This window comes from Streptomyces sp. NPDC050439, from assembly GCF_040655335.1.
Taxonomy (GTDB): Bacteria; Actinomycetota; Actinomycetes; order Streptomycetales; family Streptomycetaceae; genus Streptomyces.
Genome location: NZ_JBFAJT010000004.1, coordinates 240,710 through 258,846, shown reverse-complemented (window position 1 = coordinate 258,846; position 18,137 = coordinate 240,710). Strand labels below are relative to the sequence as shown.

The 18,137-nt window shown below is 71.1% G+C and carries 20 protein-coding genes; 11 read left to right on the top strand and 9 right to left on the bottom strand.

Translation table 11 applies throughout. From position 1 onward, the window contains the following. Window positions 1–132 precede the first annotated feature (132 nt). Entirely contained in the window at window positions 133–3,336 is a 3,204-nt protein-coding gene (locus AB0I66_RS18545; protein ID WP_363208931.1) for a tetratricopeptide repeat protein, read from the top strand. On the opposite strand, the gene AB0I66_RS18540 is transcribed toward AB0I66_RS18545, so the two are convergent. Both AB0I66_RS18540 and mca read right to left on the bottom strand, forming a co-directional pair. Then, on the bottom strand, window positions 3,333–3,545 hold the full coding sequence (locus AB0I66_RS18540; protein ID WP_363209389.1) for a hypothetical protein: 213 nt from the start codon (window positions 3,543–3,545) through the stop codon (window positions 3,333–3,335). The genes AB0I66_RS18545 and AB0I66_RS18540 overlap by 4 nt on opposite strands. 19 nt (window positions 3,546–3,564) lie before the next feature. Beyond that, window positions 3,565–4,446: a mycothiol conjugate amidase Mca gene (gene mca / locus AB0I66_RS18535; protein WP_361832898.1), complete on the bottom strand. Its 882-nt coding sequence runs from the start codon at window positions 4,444–4,446 to the stop codon at window positions 3,565–3,567. Between the two features lie 117 nt (window positions 4,447–4,563). On the opposite strand from mca, the gene AB0I66_RS18530 reads away from it, so the two are divergent. Both AB0I66_RS18530 and greA read left to right on the top strand, forming a co-directional pair. Continuing rightward, a complete protein-coding gene (locus tag AB0I66_RS18530; protein WP_363208930.1) occupies window positions 4,564–4,971 on the top strand; it encodes a DUF4307 domain-containing protein in 408 nt (135 codons plus the stop codon). 211 nt (window positions 4,972–5,182) lie between these two features. Beyond that, window positions 5,183–5,680, top strand: a complete 498-nt coding sequence (gene greA, locus AB0I66_RS18525) for a transcription elongation factor GreA (protein ID WP_363208929.1) — start codon at window positions 5,183–5,185, stop codon at window positions 5,678–5,680. A 73-nt stretch (window positions 5,681–5,753) separates the two neighbouring features. On the opposite strand, the gene AB0I66_RS18520 is transcribed toward greA, so the two are convergent. The 3 genes from AB0I66_RS18520 to ilvA form a co-directional block, all read right to left on the bottom strand. After that, window positions 5,754–6,623: an ABC transporter permease gene (locus AB0I66_RS18520; protein WP_363208928.1), complete on the bottom strand. Its 870-nt coding sequence runs from the start codon at window positions 6,621–6,623 to the stop codon at window positions 5,754–5,756. Further along, a complete protein-coding gene (locus tag AB0I66_RS18515; RefSeq protein WP_363208927.1) occupies window positions 6,620–7,651 on the bottom strand; it encodes an ATP-binding cassette domain-containing protein in 1,032 nt (343 codons plus the stop codon). Before AB0I66_RS18515 ends, AB0I66_RS18520 begins: the two co-directional genes overlap by 4 nt. A 253-nt stretch (window positions 7,652–7,904) precedes the next feature. Further along, complete coding sequence (ilvA, locus tag AB0I66_RS18510; RefSeq protein WP_363208926.1) at window positions 7,905–9,131, bottom strand: threonine ammonia-lyase; 1,227 nt, start codon at window positions 9,129–9,131, stop codon at window positions 7,905–7,907. Window positions 9,132–9,276: 145 nt separating this feature from the next. On the opposite strand from ilvA, the gene AB0I66_RS18505 reads away from it, so the two are divergent. From AB0I66_RS18505 to AB0I66_RS18495, 3 genes are all read left to right on the top strand, one after another. Beyond that, on the top strand, window positions 9,277–9,780 hold the full coding sequence (locus AB0I66_RS18505; protein WP_363208925.1) for a MarR family transcriptional regulator: 504 nt from the start codon (window positions 9,277–9,279) through the stop codon (window positions 9,778–9,780). A gap of 102 nt (window positions 9,781–9,882) precedes the next feature. Next, window positions 9,883–10,365 carry a sigma factor-like helix-turn-helix DNA-binding protein gene (locus AB0I66_RS18500; protein ID WP_363208924.1) on the top strand — a complete coding sequence of 161 codons (483 nt, stop codon included), beginning with the start codon at window positions 9,883–9,885 and terminating at the stop codon, window positions 10,363–10,365. Continuing rightward, window positions 10,362–10,616: a hypothetical protein gene (locus tag AB0I66_RS18495; RefSeq protein WP_363208923.1), complete on the top strand. Its 255-nt coding sequence runs from the start codon at window positions 10,362–10,364 to the stop codon at window positions 10,614–10,616. Before AB0I66_RS18500 ends, AB0I66_RS18495 begins: the two co-directional genes overlap by 4 nt. 24 nt (window positions 10,617–10,640) lie before the next feature. Here the strand turns inward: AB0I66_RS18495 and AB0I66_RS18490 are convergent, their stop codons facing one another. Continuing rightward, window positions 10,641–11,807: a cystathionine gamma-synthase gene (locus tag AB0I66_RS18490; protein ID WP_363208922.1), complete on the bottom strand. Its 1,167-nt coding sequence runs from the start codon at window positions 11,805–11,807 to the stop codon at window positions 10,641–10,643. 90 nt (window positions 11,808–11,897) lie between these two features. Here AB0I66_RS18490 and AB0I66_RS18485 point away from each other — a divergent pair, with 90 nt between their 5' ends. From AB0I66_RS18485 to AB0I66_RS18470, 4 genes are all read left to right on the top strand, one after another. Next, window positions 11,898–13,016, top strand: coding sequence for a hypothetical protein (locus AB0I66_RS18485; protein ID WP_363208921.1), 1,119 nt, complete (start codon window positions 11,898–11,900; stop codon window positions 13,014–13,016). Between the two features lie 135 nt (window positions 13,017–13,151). After that, window positions 13,152–13,856, top strand: coding sequence for a peptide-methionine (S)-S-oxide reductase MsrA (msrA, locus tag AB0I66_RS18480; RefSeq protein WP_363208920.1), 705 nt, complete (start codon window positions 13,152–13,154; stop codon window positions 13,854–13,856). Window positions 13,857–14,001: 145 nt separating this feature from the next. Then, a complete protein-coding gene (locus AB0I66_RS18475) occupies window positions 14,002–14,643 on the top strand; it encodes an ATP-dependent Clp protease proteolytic subunit (RefSeq protein ID WP_363208919.1) in 642 nt (213 codons plus the stop codon). 5 nt (window positions 14,644–14,648) lie between these two features. Next, on the top strand, window positions 14,649–15,257 hold the full coding sequence (locus tag AB0I66_RS18470) for an ATP-dependent Clp protease proteolytic subunit (RefSeq protein WP_363208918.1): 609 nt from the start codon (window positions 14,649–14,651) through the stop codon (window positions 15,255–15,257). An 18-nt stretch (window positions 15,258–15,275) separates the two neighbouring features. Here AB0I66_RS18470 and AB0I66_RS18465 read toward each other — a convergent pair whose 3' ends face one another. Both AB0I66_RS18465 and AB0I66_RS18460 read right to left on the bottom strand, forming a co-directional pair. Continuing rightward, window positions 15,276–15,617 carry a helix-turn-helix transcriptional regulator gene (locus AB0I66_RS18465; RefSeq protein ID WP_363209388.1) on the bottom strand — a complete coding sequence of 114 codons (342 nt, stop codon included), beginning with the start codon at window positions 15,615–15,617 and terminating at the stop codon, window positions 15,276–15,278. A gap of 162 nt (window positions 15,618–15,779) precedes the next feature. Beyond that, window positions 15,780–16,733, bottom strand: a complete 954-nt coding sequence (locus AB0I66_RS18460; RefSeq protein ID WP_363208917.1) for an aminoglycoside phosphotransferase family protein — start codon at window positions 16,731–16,733, stop codon at window positions 15,780–15,782. A gap of 67 nt (window positions 16,734–16,800) precedes the next feature. Between AB0I66_RS18460 and AB0I66_RS18455 the strand changes: the two genes are divergently transcribed. Further along, the gene (locus AB0I66_RS18455; RefSeq protein ID WP_363208916.1) at window positions 16,801–17,604 is read left to right on the top strand and encodes an alpha/beta fold hydrolase; all 804 of its coding nucleotides are present in this window, start codon (window positions 16,801–16,803) and stop codon (window positions 17,602–17,604) included. A 16-nt stretch (window positions 17,605–17,620) separates the two neighbouring features. On the opposite strand, the gene AB0I66_RS18450 is transcribed toward AB0I66_RS18455, so the two are convergent. Continuing rightward, complete coding sequence (locus AB0I66_RS18450; protein WP_363208915.1) at window positions 17,621–18,007, bottom strand: VOC family protein; 387 nt, start codon at window positions 18,005–18,007, stop codon at window positions 17,621–17,623. Window positions 18,008–18,137: the final 130 nt, after the last annotated feature.

Here is an 18,137-nt window from a genome sequence, read left to right as displayed (position 1 = left end):
CTTCCATCCTCGCGCACCTGGCCCGCGGATCCGGGAACTGGCCCACGTGATCCGTGGACTCCCTCGCGTCGGAGGCCCGTACGCAGGACACTTGTGGCCGCAGGTGACCATTGCACTCGGAGGGGGAGCCATATGCGGGACAGCCATCGGGCCGAGGCCGAGCGGCTGTTGGTGCGGGCGGTGGAAGAAGAGGTGCGGCGCTCCGGCGGGCGTATCGACGGGGGCGTGCTGCTCTCGCGGGCCCGGGGCGCGCTGGACGCCATGGGGCAGACCGCCGGCGAGGAGTACGCCGCCTACACGCAGGCAGTGGACGAGGCGGAGGCCGGGCAGCTCTCCTTCGGGCAGCGGTACGCCAGAGAGGGGGCGGGAACTCCCCTGCTGGTGGCGGCCGTCGCGGCCGTGGGCGCGTGTCTCGCCGACCTCGTCCTCGGGACCGGGGTCTCGACCGCCATGGGCGCGGGCGCCGCCGTCGCCCTCGTCGGCGCGGCCACCACCGTCGTGAAGGTCACCGCCGCCCATGTGCCCGCGGCCAGCCGCCGCGCCGGTGCCATCAGCCAGCCGGGCGGGCCCGAACAGTTGCGGCTGCAGTGGCTCACCGCCCTGGAGGTGCGGGGCATCCGGCCCTTCCTCGACCAGCAGCGCGTGCTGCAGGCCCCCTCCGGCAAGAAGAAGACCTCGCCGCAGCTGCGCGGCACGGACAAGAGCGCGGCGGCCCGCAGGCGAACCGTACTGGAGCAGTCCTTCGCCCAACTGCCGCAGCCAGAGGGCCCGTTCGCCGGGCGGCGCACGGAGCTCGCGCGTGTCGCCCAGTGGGTGCACGCCGCACGGGCCAGCACCGAGACGCGGCCCACCGTCGTCGTGCTGCACGGCGCGCCCGGCTCCGGGCGCTCCTCGCTCGCCGTGCGGGCCGCGCACGATCTGCGGGACCAGTTCCGGGGCGCCTGCGTCGTCGACCTGCGGGGCGAGAGCTCCCAGCCGCTGTCCACGCGGGACGCGCTCCTGCATCTGCTGAATCGATTGGGCGCCCCGCGCGAGCAGCTCCTGTTCCGTGAGCGTTCCTCGCAGGAACAGCAGGTCAAGCGGCTCAGCGAGCTCTACCACCAGTATCTGACCGGGCTCCCCGTGACCATCGTCCTCAACGACGCGAGCGACCCGGAGCAGGTGCGCACCCTGGTGCCCGAGCGCTCCGACAGCCTCGTCCTCGTCACCACGCGCAAGCCCCTGGAACTCGCGGCCGACCTTCCCGCCTGGGTGCACCAGCTGCCCGTGGAGCCCCTCGACGCGGCGGGCTCGGAGCAGCTCCTGCGGGAGTCCGCGGAGGACACCTCCGGGCCCTACGACGCCGAATCCGCCGACGCCGTACGGGAGTTGTGCGGCGGTCTGCCGCTCGCCCTGCGCGTCGCCGGGTCCTCCATCGGCGCGCGCACGACACGCCAACTCGCCGCCGACCTGGCCGCGTACGGCCCCTTCGAGAAGGTCGCGCCCGTGGAGCGCGTCCTGTGGCTGCGCTACACCGACCAGTCCGAGCCCGCCCGGCGTCTCCTGCGCAGGCTCGCGCTGGCCGGGCGCGCCTCCATGGGGGCGGCCGCCGCCGCTGCCCTGCTCGGCGCCGACGAGCAGGAGGCGGCCCGCCAGCTGACCGCGCTCTCCCGCGCGGGCCTCGTCGATCAGGTCCGCGGCAGCCGCTACCGCCTGCACGACCTCGTACGCGCCTTCGCGCTCGCCCGGCTCATCGACGAGGAGGAGCCCGCCGAGCGCACCGCCGCGCAGGAACGCCTGGTCGTCAGCTACAGCGAGCTCGCCGGGTCGGTGATCCGCCTGGTCGACGGGAAGATGTCGACGCGGGCCGGCCAGTTCGACCGGCACGGCTTCTCCTCGCTCGAAGCGGCCCTGCGCTGGCTGGACGACGAGTCGAGCTTCATCACGGCGGCCCTGCGGCACGCGGAGGGCGTCGACCAGGAGGCGGTGCTGCATCTCCTGGGCGCGTTGTGCGACTACTGCCTGCTGCGCGGCGACCTCTACCGCCTGGGCGAGATCAGCGAGCTGACGCAAGCCGTCGACCAGGGCCTTCTCTCCCGGAGCGTGCGGTGGCGCACCGGCATCGCGTCCCGTCAGCTCGGCGAGCTCGACCAGGCGCGGACCACCCTGACGTCGGTCGTGGACCTCTACATGGAGGCGCACCAGGACGCGGGCGCCGCCCTCGCCCTGTGTTCGCTGGGGATCACCCTGCACCACCAGGGCAATCTGACGGAGGCGGCCGCGCGCCTGAGCGAGGCCCTCGAACTGCAGGGCGCCGACGAACTCGCCGGTGACCGCGCCTGGACGATGCACGCCCTCGCCGCGGTGGAGCGCGACCGCTCCAACCTCAACAAGGCGCTGGGCCTCCTGGAGGCCTCCCTGACCCTGCACCGCGAGAACGACTCCCTGCACGGGGAGGCCTGGGCGCACTTCCAGCTCGGGCAGCTCTGCCTGCGCATGGGCGACGTACCGCGCGCACAGGAGCAGCTGCGGGGCGCCCTGGACCTGTACGGGCGCACGCGGGACGGCCGCGGCGAGGCCTGGGCCCTGACGCAGCTCGCGCGGGCCCGCCTGGTGGACGGCGACGCGTCGGCCGCCGTCGACGGGCTGCGGCAGGCGGTGTCCCGGCACCGCGACAACGAGGACGCGCGCGGCGAGGCGTGGAGCGCCTACTACCTGGGCCAGGCCCTGGAGGAGGCGGGCAGCCTCGACCAGGCGGTGCGTGAGCTGGAGCGCTCACGGACGATGTTCTCGCGGATGCGCGACGTGTACGGCCTGGCCTGCGCCCGCCACCACTCGGCCCGGGTGACCCGCGACCAGCGTGCCGCGCAGACGGGCTCGCTGCGCAACTCCGGCTTCGCCCGCCAGCTCCTGGTGGACGCCCGCGCCGACTTCCAGCGCATCGGCGTCGCGCACGGCGAGGCCTGGACGTGCCTGGAGCTCGCGGTCGTGGACGCCGGGAACACGCGGGCCCAGCAGGCGCTGGCCCTGTGCGACGAGGCGGCCGCGCTGTTCGCGTCGTACGGCGACCGCAGGGGCGAGGACTGGGCCCGCTTCCTGCGCTGCACGCTGCTGCCGTACGGATCGCCCGGCGGCTGGGAGATCGGCACCGCCGTCGCCCAGGAGGAGCTCAGCCAGCTGGCGCGCGCCGGGCATCCGACGCGCGACGGCAAGCTGGACGACTACATGGAGGCGTTCGGTCTGCTCCTGGAGCGCGGCGCCGACCTGGAGGCGGGCTGGCAGGCCTGGCGCCTGGGCATGGTGCCGGACCGTCACTCCCGAGAGGTGATGGGAGTGACGGTGGCGAAGGCGGGCTAGCCCTTGCGGGACTCGGCCTCGGCGGGCTTCGCCTCACCGGGGGCCGACTCCGCGGGCTCCTTGAAGTCGACCTTCCGCATGTGCTTGTTCATCGACTTCATCAGCCCCCAGACGGCGACAGCCATCACCGCGAAGACGATGAACCCGAGAACACCCGGGGTCACCTTGTCATCGTCGACCTCTTTGGCGAGAGGGACGAGATGCGTCATTGCCAGATGTACGTTCACGCTAGGCATTGTCGCGGATGCCCGCAAAGAGGTCGTCCTCGGGGAGGGATGTATCGACGAGCGACTTCGCGAGCTCGTACTCCTCCGTGGGCCAGACCTCCTTCTGGAGCTCCATGGGCACCCGGAACCAGCCGCCCTCGGGGTCGATCTGCGTGGCGTGCGCGATCAGCGCCCGGTCGCGGACCTCGTAGAAGTCGGCGCAGGGAACGTGCGTGGTCAGCGTGCGCTCGACCCGCTCGAACTCGTCCCATCGCTTCAGCCAGTCCCCGTAGGGCGATTCCAGGCCCTTGTCGAGCATGGCCTGGTGGAGCGCCTCGGTGCGCGGCCGGTTGAAGCCCTGGTTGTAGTACAGCTTCTGCGGCTGGAAGACCGGGCCGTACTCGCTCTCGGGGTACTTCTCGGCGTCCGCCGCACCGTCGAACGCCACCATCGTGATCTTGTGGGTCATGATGTGGTCGGGGTGCGGGTAGCCGCCGTTCTCGTCGTAGGTCGTGATGACCTGCGGGCGGAAGGAGCGGATCTGCCGGACCAGCTCGCCGGCCGCCTTGTCCACGTCCTCCAGGGCGAAGCAGCCCTCGGGAAGCGGCGGCAGCGGGTCGCCCTCGGGCAGGCCCGAGTCGACGAAGCCGAGCCAGTCCTGCTTGACGCCGAGGATCTCGCGGGCCTCGTCCATCTCCTTCCGGCGCACCTCGTGGATGTTCTCCTGGATGTACTTGTCACCCTGGAGCTTGGGGTTGAGGATGTCGCCGCGCTCCCCGCCCGTGCAGGTCACGACGTGCACGTCCACCCCCTCGGACACGTACTTGGCCATGGTGGCCGCGCCCTTCGACGACTCGTCGTCGGGGTGGGCGTGCACGGCCATCAGTCGCAGCTGCTCAGTCAAGACTCGATCCTCAGTGATCCGGCGCCGCCCTGGTCAATTCGGCGCAATGAACGGCTTCTATAGTGACGGAACCGGGGGACAGAAAATTCCGGCATCCCCTTTTACTGGAGGACGATCATGGCGGCCGTGAGCGAGAAGCTCCCCGATGGCCGGTACGGCCGCGAGCGCACGGCCGACGAGCGCGCGGACCGGAAGCTGAAGGTCATCGGCTCGGTCCTCGGTGTGCTCTTCCTCCTGATGATCGGCTGGTTCGGGTACGACTACGTCTCCGGCACCAAGGTCAGCGGCGAAGTGATCAAGTTCGACGTCGTCTCCGACAGTGCGGTCAAGGTGCACCTGGAGGTGCGCAAGGACGCGGACGCCAAGGGGTACTGCACCCTGCGTTCCCAGGCCGAGGACGGCGAAGAGGTGGGTCGCGCCGACTTCCGCTTCGACCAGCACGAGGGCCGGATCGACAAGGTCGTCACGCTGCGCACGAAGGCGCAGGGGACGAGCGCCGAGCTGCTCGGCTGCCACTCCGACTGACTCCGGCCCGCCTCGGCCGGTCCCTCGCGTCACGCTGACCGGCCGACGCCCCGTCTGTACCGGGGCTCACCTGCGTCGACGTATTTCTGATGGCTTATGTCCTCCCCCTCACGCGCCTGAATTGTTAGGCTCGTGGTTTCGCCCACCCGTTAGGGAACATCCTTCTGGGTAGGGCGATGCTTTGTATTCCCAGTACCTACGAGGAGCACCTGTGACCCAGACCAGCGAGAACGTCACCTGGCTGACCCAGGAGGCGTACAACCAGCTCAAGGCCGAGCTGGAGTACCTGTCTGGTCCCGCGCGCACCGAGATCGCTACGAAGATCGCGGCGGCACGTGAGGAGGGCGACCTGCGCGAGAACGGCGGGTACCACGCGGCCAAGGAGGAGCAGGGCAAGCAGGAGCTCCGCGTCCGCCAGCTGACCCAGCTCCTGGAGCACGCCAAGGTCGGCGAGGCGCCGGCCGCGGACGGCGTGGTCGCGCCCGGCATGGTCGTGACGATCGCCTTCGACGGTGACGAGGACGACACCGTGACGTTCCTCCTCGCCTCGCGCGAGTACGCGAGCTCCGACATCGAGACGTACTCGCCGCAGTCCCCGCTCGGCAGCGGCGTGAACGGCAAGAAGATCGGCGAGGACGCTCAGTACGAACTGCCGAACGGCAAGCTCGCCTCGGTGAAGATCCTTCAGGCGAAGCCGTACCAGGCCTGAGGCCCGCGTCGGCGACACGGAAGGCCCCCCGCACCGAGCGTGCGGGGGGCCTTTCGCGTGATCAACCGTCCGATCAGCCGTCCGCCCGGCGGTACTTGCGGACCGCGAGCGTGCGGAACGCCACGATGATGAGCACGGACCAGATCAGCGAGGCCCAGACGGGGTGCTCCATCGGCCAGGCTCCGGTGACCGACTTCGGCACTCCTTCGATCGTGTTGCCGAACAGCTCTCGGGCCGCCGCCACCGTGGCACTGAACGGGTTCCATTCGGCGACGTACTGAAGGAACTTCGGCATGCCGTTGACCGGCACGAACGCGTTCGAGATGAATGTCAGCGGAAAGAGCCAGATCAGCCCGCCCGAGGTCGCGGCCTCGGGGGTCCTGACGGACAGGCCGATCAGTGCGCCGATCCACGTGAACGCATAGCCGAGCAGCAGGAGCAGGCCGAAGCCGGCGAGGACCTTGCCCAGGTTCTCGTGCGTGCGCCAGCCGACGAGCAGGGCCACGGCCGCGAGCACGGCCAGGGTCACGGCCGTCTGCACCAGATCCGCGAGGGTGCGGCCGGTCAGGACGGCGCCCCGCGCCATCGGCAGCGACCGGAAGCGGTCGATCAGGCCCTTGTGCATGTCGTCGGCGATGCCCGCGCCCGCGCCTGCCGTGGCGAAGGTGACGGTCTGCGCGAAGATGCCCGCCATCAGGAATTCCTTGTAGGCGCTCGCGCTGCCCGCGGGTGCGCCCGGGATGTTGATGGACCCGCCGAAGACGTACGTGAACAGGACCACGAACATCACCGGCTGGATGACCCCGAAGAGGATCATCTCGGGAATCCTGGTCATGCGGATCAGGTTCCTGCGGGCCACGACCAGCGAGTCCCTGGCCGACTGGACGATGCCGCCCTTGGGGCGAGGCGCCAGGGTCTGTCGGGTGTCGGATACGGCGCTCACTTCGCGTCCCCCTTGTCCTTGACGTCCGCGCTGGTCGCGCCGCTCTCGTCGGTCGCGTCGTCTTCGCCGTTCTCGCCGTTCGGCGCCGTCTCGGCCGCGTGGCCCGTCAGCGAGATGAACACGTCGTCCAGGGTCGGGCGGCGCAGGCCGATGTCGTCGATCTCGATTCCGCGGGCGTCCAGCTCGCGGATGACCTCGGCGAGCAGCTTGGCGCCGCCGGAGACGGGGACCGTGAGCTTGCGGGTGTGGTCCTCGACGGCGACCTCGCCCTTGCCGAGGCCGCGCAGGACCTCCGTGGCCGAGGTGATGTCCTCGCGCTCGTGCACCACGACCTCGACGCGCTCGCCGCCGGTCTGCGCCTTGAGATGGTCGGAGGTGCCGCGCGCGATGACCCGGCCGTGGTCGATGACGCAGATGTCGTGCGCCAGGTGATCGGCCTCTTCGAGGTACTGCGTGGTGAGCAGCAGGGTCGTGCCGCCGGACACCAGCTCCTGGATGACCTCCCAGAGCTGCTGCCGGTTGCGCGGGTCCAGGCCCGTGGTCGGCTCGTCCATGAACATCACCGGGGGCGACACGACGAGCGCGGCCGCGAGGTCGAGGCGGCGGCGCATGCCTCCCGAATACGTCTTGGAGGGGCGATCCGCGGCGTCGGCGAGATTGAAGCGGTCGAGCAGCTCACCCGCCCTGACCTTCGCCTCTTTAGCCCTCATCTGGTAGAGCTGGCCGACCATCTGGAGGTTCTCGCGGCCCGTCAGATACTCGTCGACGGCGGCGAACTGGCCGGAGAGGCCGATCGACCGCCGCACTTCGTTCGGATGCTTCAGTACGTCGATGCCCGCGACGACCGCGCGGCCCCGGTCCGGCGTCAGAAGCGTCGTCAGACAGCGCACCGCCGTGGTCTTGCCCGCGCCGTTCGGCCCGAGGAGGCCGAGCACGGTGCCTTCCGGGACATCCAGATCGACGCCGTCCAGAGCCCTTACGTCGCCGAAGGTCTTCACAAGGCCTTCGGCGTAGATGGCGCCTGGCATGTGGGTTCTCCCAGTGGTTTGGGTGACTTCCTACGGAAAAGCTTAGATTTGCCGGGTATCAAGCGCCCGGTGACCAGTGACGTGAGACACACCATAACGCGATACATCGCGTCTGTTCAACGAGATTGGCGAGCCTGTGGACAACGCAAAATAGTGCGCGACCGCACCTCGACGCAGGCGATTTTCGCCGCGGTCAGCCGATGGCGTACGTGTTCGGCCGAGGGCGGGCGTCGTCAGCCGAGGGCGGGCGCCGTCAGCCGATGACGGTGTAGCCCGCCTCGCGCAGTGCCGCGCCCACCTCGGTGCAGTGCTCGGGCCCCTTGGTCTCCAGCTGCAACTCCACCTCCACCTCCGTGAGTCCGAGGCGCGGGTCGGTCCGCACGTGGCCAACGTCCAGGACGTTGGCGTCGACCACCGACAGCACCCCGAGGAGCGTGGCCAGCGCGCCCGGCCGGTCCGTCAGGCGCAGGCGCAGCGACAGGTAGCGGCCGGCCGCAGCCATCCCGTGGCGCAGGATGCGCTGCATCAGGAGCGGATCGACGTTGCCGCCCGACAGGAGCGCGACCACCGGTCCCTCGAAATCCCGCGGCCTGCTCAGAAGCGCCGCGACGGAGCTCGCGCCCGCCGGCTCGACGACCATCTTGGCCCGCTCCAGGCAGAGCAGCAGCGCGCTGGACAGCTCGTCCTCGGAGACGGTCACCACGTCGTCCAGGAGCTCATCGATGATCTTGAACGGAACGTCGCCGGGGCGCCCGACCTTGATGCCGTCCGCCATCGTCGCCGGGTTCTCGATCGACACCGGGTGCCCGGCCGCGAGCGAAGGCGGGTACGCCGCGGAACCCGCCGCCTGCACACCGATCACCTTGACGTCCGGTCGCAGCGACTTCACGGCCACCGCGATGCCCGCAGCGAGCCCGCCGCCGACCCCCAGGACCAGGGTGCGCAGCTCGGGGCACTGCTCCAGGATCTCCAGGCCCACCGTGCCCTGCCCCGCGATGATGTCGGGGTGGTCGAAGGGGTGGATGAAGACCGCGCCCGTCTCGTCCGCGTACTCCTGGGCCGCGGCCAGCGTCTCGTCGACGACCTGGCCGTGCAGCCGCACCTCCGCGCCGTACTCCCGGGTGGCCGCGACCTTGGGGAGCGGCGCGCCCACCGGCATGAAGACCGTGGACCGCACGCCGAGCAGCGAGGACGCCAGGGCCACGCCCTGCGCGTGATTGCCCGCGCTCGCGGCGACCACCCCGGCCGCGCGCTCCTCGGGCAGCAGGCCGGCGATCCGGACGTACGCGCCGCGCAGCTTGAAGGAGCCCGTCCGCTGGAGGTTCTCGCACTTGAAGTGAACCGGCGAGCCCACGAGGCGCGAAAGGTGCCTGCTGCCTTCCATCGCCGTCATCCTGGACACACCCGAGAGCATCTTCTGGGCGCCGCGCACATCGTCGAGGGTGACCGAAGGCAAGGAGTGACGCGTGCGGTAGCTCATGACCGCCAGTCTCCCAGTTCACACCGGGGTCCTCCTGCGGTGACCACGGGGCGAGACTGGTTTGCGCAGCGCCGGTACGCCCCGCGTCCCGGCCGCGTACCCTGTCCCCCAACCCATCGCCCTCGCATGAAGTGAGCCCCCGGCCATGCCCACAACTCCGGACATGACGACCGCCAGCGATCCCGGCCTCCTCGACACGCTGCAGCACCAGGTGGCCGTGTTCGCCCGCCGTGCGGAGCAGACACGCCTCGGCGGCGTAGGACAGGTCCGCAACTCCATGGACCGCGCCGCGTACCTGCTGCTCAACCGCCTCGACAAAGAAGGGCCGATGGGCGTCAAGGCGCTCGCGGCGAGCATGGGCATCGACTCCTCGACGGTCACCCGGCAGGTCGCCCCGCTGGTCGACACGGGGCTCGTCAAGCGCACCTCGCACCCCGAGGACGGTCGTGCCGTGGTGCTCCAGCTCTCGCCGCGCGGCGAGGCCCGCCTGAACGAGGTCCGCTCCTCCCGGCGTGACCTCATGGCCGAGCTGACCGGTGACTGGTCCCCGGAGGAGCGCGAAAGCTTCTGCACGCTCCTCACGCGCTTCAATTCAGCGCTCTCCGCCCGCCAGACCTCGCAGTCGACTCCGGACGCGCCCGAGTCCTGAGCCCTGAGCCCTGACTCCCGGGGGTTCCCGCCTCTTGACCTGGCCCAGGTGCCTGGCCTCATATGAGACCGGGGGCCCGGTCCCCTCCAGGCGGGAGGCGCGGTGCGCGAGCGGCAGGCGTTCCTGAACGCCCGCCGGGCCCGGGAGTTCGAGGCGTTCGTCGCGGGCGCGGCAGGGCGGCTGCTGCATGCCGCGACGCTGCTCACCACCGAGCCGCCGGACGCCAACCCACGCGCGCGTGCCCTGCTCACCGCGTCCCTCGCGCATTCGTACGCGACGTGGGACCGCATGCGCGGCGAGGACCCGTACGACCGCACCCGCCAGCAGCTCGCCGTCCGCTTCGCGCGCGGCGCCTGGCGCAGGCACCGCGGTCACGGCGGCGTCCTGGCCCGGCTCACGCCCCAGGAGCGGCTGATCCTCGTGCTGCGGCTCTACGAGGGCGTCGCCGAGGAACAGACGGCGGCGCTGCTCGGCCTGCCCACCGAACGCGTCGAGACGATCTGTGCCCGCGCCATGGAGACGGTGCTCCACCCGCCGCGCGGCCCTGCGCCGACCGTCCCCCTGGGTGAGGCGGCCCCCTCATGAACCAGTACGACCGCAAGGCGGCCGAGGTCCGCCACCTCCTGGACGACGGCACGCCCCCCTCGGCCCCGCCCGAGCTCTACGAAGAGGCCGTCCGCCGCGGTGGGCGCATGCTGCGGCGCAGAAGGGCGGTGCGCCGGCTGCTGTGGCTCATGCTGCTCGTGGCGGCGGTCGCCTTCGTGGTGTGGGCGTCGGTCGAGCAGCCCTGGGTGGAGCCGCCGTCGGAGACGACTCCACCGCTGACGCGCTGGTGACCCGCGGTCCGCTCCGGCCCGGCTCTAGCCCAGCGCCTGCTGGAGATCGGCCAGCAGGTCGTCCGCGGACTCGATGCCCACGGAGAGCCGCACCAGGTCGGCCGGCACCTCCAGGGCCGAGCCCACCACCGAGGCGTGCGTCATCCGCCCCGGGTGCTCGATCAGGGACTCCACGCCACCGAGCGACTCCCCCAGGGTGAACAGCTTCGCGCGGTCGCAGACGGCCACCGCGGCCTCCTCGCCCCCGGCGACCTGGAAGGACACCATCCCGCCGAACGCCTTCATCTGCTTGGCCGCGGTCTCGTGACCGGGGTGCTCCGGAAGCCCCGGGTAGAGAACACGCGTCACGCGCGCGTGCCGCGACAGCATCTCGGCGACCTTCGTCGCGTTCTCGCTGTGCCGGTCCATCCGGACGGCCAGCGTCTTGATGCCGCGCAGGACCAGCCACGCGTCGAAGGGCCCGGCCACCGCGCCCATCGCGTTCTGGTGGTACGCCAGCTCCTCGCCAAGCTCGGGGTCGCCGACGACAAGGGCGCCGCCCACGACGTCCGAGTGCCCGCCCATGTACTTCGTCAGGGAGTGCACGACGACGTCCGCGCCCAGCGCGAGCGGCTGCTGCAGGTAAGGGCTCGCGAAGGTGTTGTCGACGACGAGCCGCGCCCCCGTCTCCTTGGCGACCTGCGCGACGGCGGCGATGTCCGTGATGCCGAGCAGCGGGTTGGAGGGGGTCTCCACCCAGATCGCCTTCGTGCGGTCGGTCACCGCGGCCCGTACCGCCGCCGGGTCGGAGGTGTCGGCGACCGACCACTCCACGCCCCACCGGGACACGACCTTCGCGAAGAGCCGGAACGTGCCGCCGTACGCGTCGTTCGGGATGACCACGTGGTCGCCGGGAGCGAGCAGCGTACGCAGGAGGCAGTCCTCGGCGGCGAGACCCGACGAGAAGGCGAGCCCGCGCCTGCCGCCCTCCAGGGCCGCCAGGTTCTCCTCCAGGGCGGTGCGGGTGGGGTTCGCGCTGCGGCTGTACTCATAGCCGCCGCGCAGACCGCCGACGCCGTCCTGCTTGTACGTCGACACCTGGTAGATCGGCGGGACGACCGCGCCCGTGAGCGGGTCGGCGGTGTTGCCCGCGTGGATCGCGACGGTCTCGAAACTCTGGCTGCTGAACTGGCTGCTGAAGCTGTCACTCATGTGGCCAGAGCCTAGTCCGGGACGAGGGGAGAGCCGACGAGTTCGAGACTGGTTCGCCAAGTGTCAGACCAGTCTGGTTCGCTTGTACTCATGGAGATTCTCTGGGTGCTGATGGCGGCGATCATGATCGGGGCGGTGCTCGGCCCGTTCCTGCTGCGCAGGCGCGGCGGAATCCGCCAGGTCGCGCCCGGTTCGCCGGACGCCGCGGACCCGGCGGACTACGGCTTCGCGCGTCAGGAGGAGCTGGACATCCGCATGCCGGGCCCGGACCACGACCTCCTGGACGTCCTCGACGTGGTCCAGCAGTCGCAGAGCTGGAAGGCGGCCTCGCAGCTGCTCGCGGGCACGGAGGTGCACGGCGAGGTGCGCTGGCAGCGCGTGCAGGCGTTCGCGGGCGCGGCCTCCCTCGAGCTGCAGCAGCGGCCCGGCGGGGTCAGCGACCAGCCCGGCGGGCAGTGGCTGCGGGTGTGGCGGGCCGAGGCGCCCAAGGACGCGGGCGGCGCCGCGGTGCACGCGGAGTTCCTCGTCCAGCAGGCCTGGCGGTCCTCGACCTCCGGGACGGACGAGTTCCGGATCATCCTGGAGGAGGCGAGGGAGGCCTGCGCGCAGGCGGCGCTCCTCTCCCCCGGCGACCCCATTCCGTACATCATCGAGCTCTCCATCGCGCGTGGCCTCGCGTACTCGCGCGAGCAGTTCGAGCAGCTGTGGCTGAAGATCCTGGACCGCGCGCCCGCCCACATGGGGGCGCATCTCGCGGCCCTGCACTACTGGTGCGAGAAGTGGCACGGCTCCCGCGAGCTGGCGGCCGACTTCGCGGAGGCCGCGGCGGCCCGTGCGCCCAAGGGCTCCCTGCTGTCCGCGACCCCCTTGTTCGCGGTGTACGAGCACCTTCCCGAGGTGAACCTCGTCCGCGGGTTCTACGAGAGCGAGGTCGTCACCAAGGCCGTCGAGGGCGCGCTCTACGCGGTGCACTCGGCCCGTCCCAACGACCCGATGCTGGCGCACGTGCGGCATCTCCTGGTCTTCTTCCTGGTCCGCAGCGAGCGCTGGGGCGAGGCGATGAACCAGCTGATCCACGTGGACGGCCACGTCGGCGCCCTGCCCTGGACGGTCTCCCCCGACCCGGCCGCGGACTACGCGGTGTACCGCGCGCTCGCGGTGGCGGGGTACGAGGCGAACGGCGGCAGCCCGGCGACGCTGTCGCACTGAGGCGGCGCGTGCGGGCGGGCGGGCCGGCCGTAGGAATGCGAATACGCCCAGGCACGTTAAACGAATAGCCGCCCGCCCACACCGGCCCGACGACACTCGGCCCGCCCCCGCCCCGCCCCCCTGGAGGAAAGCCCCATGCTCTTCGGCCGTACGCCCGAGCTCCCCACCCCCGAGCAGGCCCTCAAGGGCCGCGCGACCCCCGAATTCGAGGTCCCGTCCCGCCACACGGTCCTCGGCAACCCGCTCCTGGGCCCCTACCCCGAGGGCCTGGAGATCGCGGACTTCGGTCTTGGCTGTTTCTGGGGGGCCGAGCGCAAGTTCTGGCAGACGGAGGGCGTCTGGACGACGTACGTCGGCTATCAGGGCGGCTCCACGGAGAACCCTTCGTACGAGGAGGTTTGCTCGGGCCTGACCGGCCACGCGGAGGTGGTCCGCGTCGTCTTCGACCCGGCCGTCGTCTCGTACGCCGAACTCCTGAAGCTCTTCTGGGAGTCCCACAACCCCACCCAGGGCTTCCGCCAGGGCAATGACGTGGGCACCCAGTACCGCTCGGCGATCTACACCCACTCCGCCGACCAGGAGGCCGCGGCCGTGGCCTCCCTGGACGCGTACCAGCAGGTACTCACCGCGGCGAACCTCGGCACGATCACCACAACGATCCTGCCGGCGGCCCCCCGCCCGTTCTGGCCGGCCGAGGGCTACCACCAGCAGTATCTGGACAAGAACCCCGACGGCTACTGCGGAATCGGCGGCACGGGCGTACAGCTGGACAGCCCCTCGGAAACAAACTGGGGCCGCGCCTGCCCCACGGGAATCGCGCCTGCGCCTTCCGACGGCTGACGTGGCGGGCTTGGCCCCGCGGCGGCCCTCTGCCGTCAGCGAATCTGCCGCGGGCCGAGAATTCTGACGCGGTGGGTGGGGGCGTTCGAAGGTGGTGGGACAGCGGCCGGCAGGTGTGCCGCTCCCACCGTCTGGAGGACGATCGATGCCACCCATCGTCAAGGCCCCGCACGCCTCCGAGGGCGAGACGCCCTCGTCTCGGTTTGATGATCATTTGGCCGCGCAGTTGCTGACCCAGCGGATCATCTTCCTCGGGACGCAGGTCGACGAGGTTTCCGCGAATCGCGTGTGCGCGCAGATGTTGTTGCTGTCCGCCGAGGATCCGCGGACCGACATCAGTCTTTACATCAACAGCCCGGGCGGGTCCGTCACCGCCGGGCTCGCCATCTACGACACCATGCGGCTGATCCCCAACGACGTGTCGACCCTGGCCATGGGGTTCGCCGCCAGCATGGGGCAGTTCCTGCTGACCGTCGGCACCGCGGGCAAGCGGTACGCCCTGCCCAACGCGCGGATCATGATGCACCAGCCGTCCGCGGGCATCGGCGGGACCACCGCCGACATCGCGATCCAGGCCGAGAACCTGGAGTTCACGAAGAAGTCCGTCGAGCGGATCACCGCCGAGCACACCGGGCAGACCGAGGACGTCATCTCGCGTGACGGCGACCGCGACCGGTGGTTCACCGCCGAGCAGGCCAAGGAGTACGGGATGGTCGACCAGGTGCTCGACTCGCTCGCCGACGTGCGGCCCGCGGCCTCCAAGCCGCGCATGGGACTGGGGGTCTGACCGACATGAGCCAGTACACGATTCCCACCGTCGTCGAGCGCACCCCCCAGGGCGAACGCGCCTACGACGTCTTCAGCAGGCTGCTCTCCGAGCGGATCATCTTCCTCGGCACCGAGATCGACGACGGCGTGGCCAATGTCGTCATCGCGCAGTTGCTCCATCTCGAATCGTCGAACCCCGAGCGTGAGATCGCCGTCTACATCAACTCGCCCGGTGGTTCCTTCACTTCGCTCATGGCCATCTACGACACCATGAGCTTCATCAGCGCCCCGATCTCGACGTTCTGCGTCGGACAGGCCGCCTCCACCGCCGCCGTGCTGCTCGCGGGCGGCGACCCCGGGCGGCGCTTCGTGCTCGAACACGCGCGCGTTCTGCTCGGGCAGCCCGCGACCGGCGGGCAGCAGGGCACGGTCTCCGACCTCAGCCTCCAGGCCAAGGAGATGCTGCGGATCCGCTCGCAGGTGGAGGACGTCCTGTCCCGGCACTCGGGGCACGACGTCGCCACCCTGCGCGCGGACATGGACCGCGACAAGGTGTTCACCGCCGAGGACGCGGTGGCGTACGGGCTGGCCGACGAGGTGCTCAGTCGGCGGGCGCTCGCCTCCGCGGCGTAGCCCTAGCGCCAGCCCTGTCTACGCCGCCAGGCGGATGTCTCCCTGGCTCGGGCGCGTCGACCGCGTGCGCTGCGCCTGCTGCGTGTAGCGCGTCAACTCCGCCTGGGTCAGGGAGAGGAGGTCCGCCAGGCTCAATCCCAGCGCGCGGGCGCCGGCCGCGAGGACTTCGGACGAAGCCTCCTTGCGGCCGCGCTCCAGCTCGGAGAGGTACGGCATCGAGATGCGGGCCGCCTCGGCGACATCCTTGAGCGTCCGCTCCTGGGCGAGGCGCTCGCGGCGCAGCACGTCACCGACCACGTTCCGCCACAGGGGCTCTTTCGCCGTCGGTGGCACGGGAGTTGTGCGTGGACGCAAGGGGATGACGCGGGCCTGCCGCTCCGTCTTCGGGGCCTGCTCCGGGTCATGGGAACGCTCTTGGCTGCTCACCCTCCCAGGGTAGAAGCCACCCGGCCTCCGGGGCAGTGATCAGCGTTCCGCCCCCGGCGAACGCCTCACGAACCGCCGCCTCCCGCCCGCCACACCTCACGTCAACGCTTCCGCCAGCGCCTCCGTCGCCTTGATCACCCACGCGGGGTCCCCGTGCCGCAGCCCCCAGTGCGCCGCCGTCACCGCCCGCGCCTGCGCCCACCGCCTGGCCCGTTCACGGTCCACCTCGGCCGCGTCGGCGAAGACGGCGAGGCGGCGCAGGGCGGCGGCGCGCGGGTCGGGTGCGGTGAGCAGGGGCTCGAAGCGGGAGCGCAACAGGGTGATCGAGTCGTACGCGGGGTCGCCGACGTAACCCTTGGGGTCGATGGCCAGCCAGGGTTCGCGTTCCGACCTCAGTACGTTGGTGAAGTGCAGGTCGCCGTGGATCAGGGTGTCCGGTTGGTCCGTGCCGAGGTCGCGTACGGTCTCGATCGCCGCTGCCACCACGCGTGAAGGCAGAGGGGAGCCCAACTCCCTGTCCTCTTCGCGCAGTTCGCACTCCCACTCGGCCACGAGCGAGCTCATCCGCGGCAGCCCGGCGGGGGCGGGCACGGCGAGGCGGCGCGCCAGGCGTCCGGCCACGGCCACCGCCTCGTCGGTGTCCTCGACGTCGGCGAGCGAACCCCCGGCCGGCGAACTCCCGCCCGACCCGGCCTCCGCACCCGCCCCCGCCCGCTCAAGCAGCATCGCGAACCGTGCGTCGTCCCGCTCGTACAGGCGGACCGCGCCGCGGCCCGACCACACCGCGAAGGCGTGCGGCTCGTAGACGTTGCCGGGGTGCGGGAAGGAGATCTTCAGGACGGCGGGCGTCCCGTCGTACCGCCGTCGCACGGGGACGACGACGCCGACCTGCCCATGTGTGGCCGCCCCGGCCGGCTCGCAGTCCCAGCGCCCGAGCAGCTCGGCGGCCAGCCCTGGCAGCGTCGCGAGCCACGCCCGGCCCCGCTCGCCCTCCCGCTGGACCGTGCCGAGCGCGAAGTCCTCTGGTACCTCGATGGATGTCCCGGTCATCCCGGCACCCTAGGGCCTGTCGCCCCGGCGAGGAGGCCGAGGGCGGCCGGTGGCTACCGTTCACCCCATGCCCCTCGCTGAAGCCGCCGACGGCACCGCCCTGCATTACGAGATCCACGGCTCCGGCCGGCCCCTGGTCCTGCTCAGCGGGCAATCCAACAGCCGCCGCTGGTGGGACCCGGTGCGGGACGACTTCGCCGCCGCGTACCGGACCGTCGTACTCGACTGGCGCGGCACCGGCGGGAGCGGCCGCCCCGACACCGACAGCTACAGCACGCCCGGCTTCGCCCGCGACGTCATCGCCGTGCTCGACCACGCGGGCATCGACCGCGCCCATGTGTACGGCACGTCGATGGGCGGCCGGGTCGGTCAGTGGATCGCCGCCGACCATCCTGAGCGGGTCGACCGGCTCGTCCTCGGCTGTACGTCGCCGGGGGCGCCGCACGGCGTCGAGCGCGGGCCCGAGGTGCGCGCGGCCCTCACCCAGGGCGATCCGGCGGCGGCGCACCGCGCCCTGAAGGAGCTGATGTACACCCCGGCCTGGATCGCCGAGCGGGAGCGCGGGCCCGAGAAGCCCGTGTTCCACACGCTCGGCGATCCGGACATGCCCCCGCACGCCCGCCGCCGCCATCTGCGGGCCAGCGCCCGGCACGACGCCTGGGACGCGCTGCCGCGGATCACGGCGCCGACCCTCGTCGTGCACGGCACCGACGACGTGTTCAACCCGGCCGCCAACGCGCCGCTGCTCACAGAGCGCATCCCCGGGGCCCGGATGCGACTCGTCCCCGGTGCGCGGCACGCGTACTTCGAGGAGTTCGCGGACGTCGCGACGCCGCTCGTGCTCGGTTTCCTCGCGGAGGAACGGGCTTGAAGGGAACGACGGGGGCTTAACTCCCGCTGCCGTACGGCCTCGTGAGGATCTCCAGGCTGTGGCGGTCCGGGTCCTCCCAATAGACGCCCCGGCCACCGTCGTTGGTGTTGATCTCGTTCACGGCCGTGTGGCCCGGGTCGGCCCAGAACGTGAGCCCCGCGTCCTTGATCCGCCCGAAGATGGTGTCGAACTCGTCCTCGGAGACCAGGAAGGCGTAGTGCTGGGACGTGATCGCTCCGCCGCTGCTCTCCATGTAGTCCAGCGTGACGCCGTTCGGGATCTCGACGGGGAGGAACGGGCCGTACTGCGGGCTCACTTCGAGGCCGAGGATGTCGGCGAGGAACTGAGCGGATGCCTTCTTGTCCTTCGCGGTGACGATGGTGTGGTTGAGCGAGATGGACATCGTGCGACCTCTTCCCGTACCTGGTGTGGTGAGTGCCCCCGTCGACACCCACCACACTAGGTACGGGTCACACCCCTGGCATCCGCCACCAGGCCCCCACCTGGTGCGCAATGGGTCCTAGGGCCGCGGG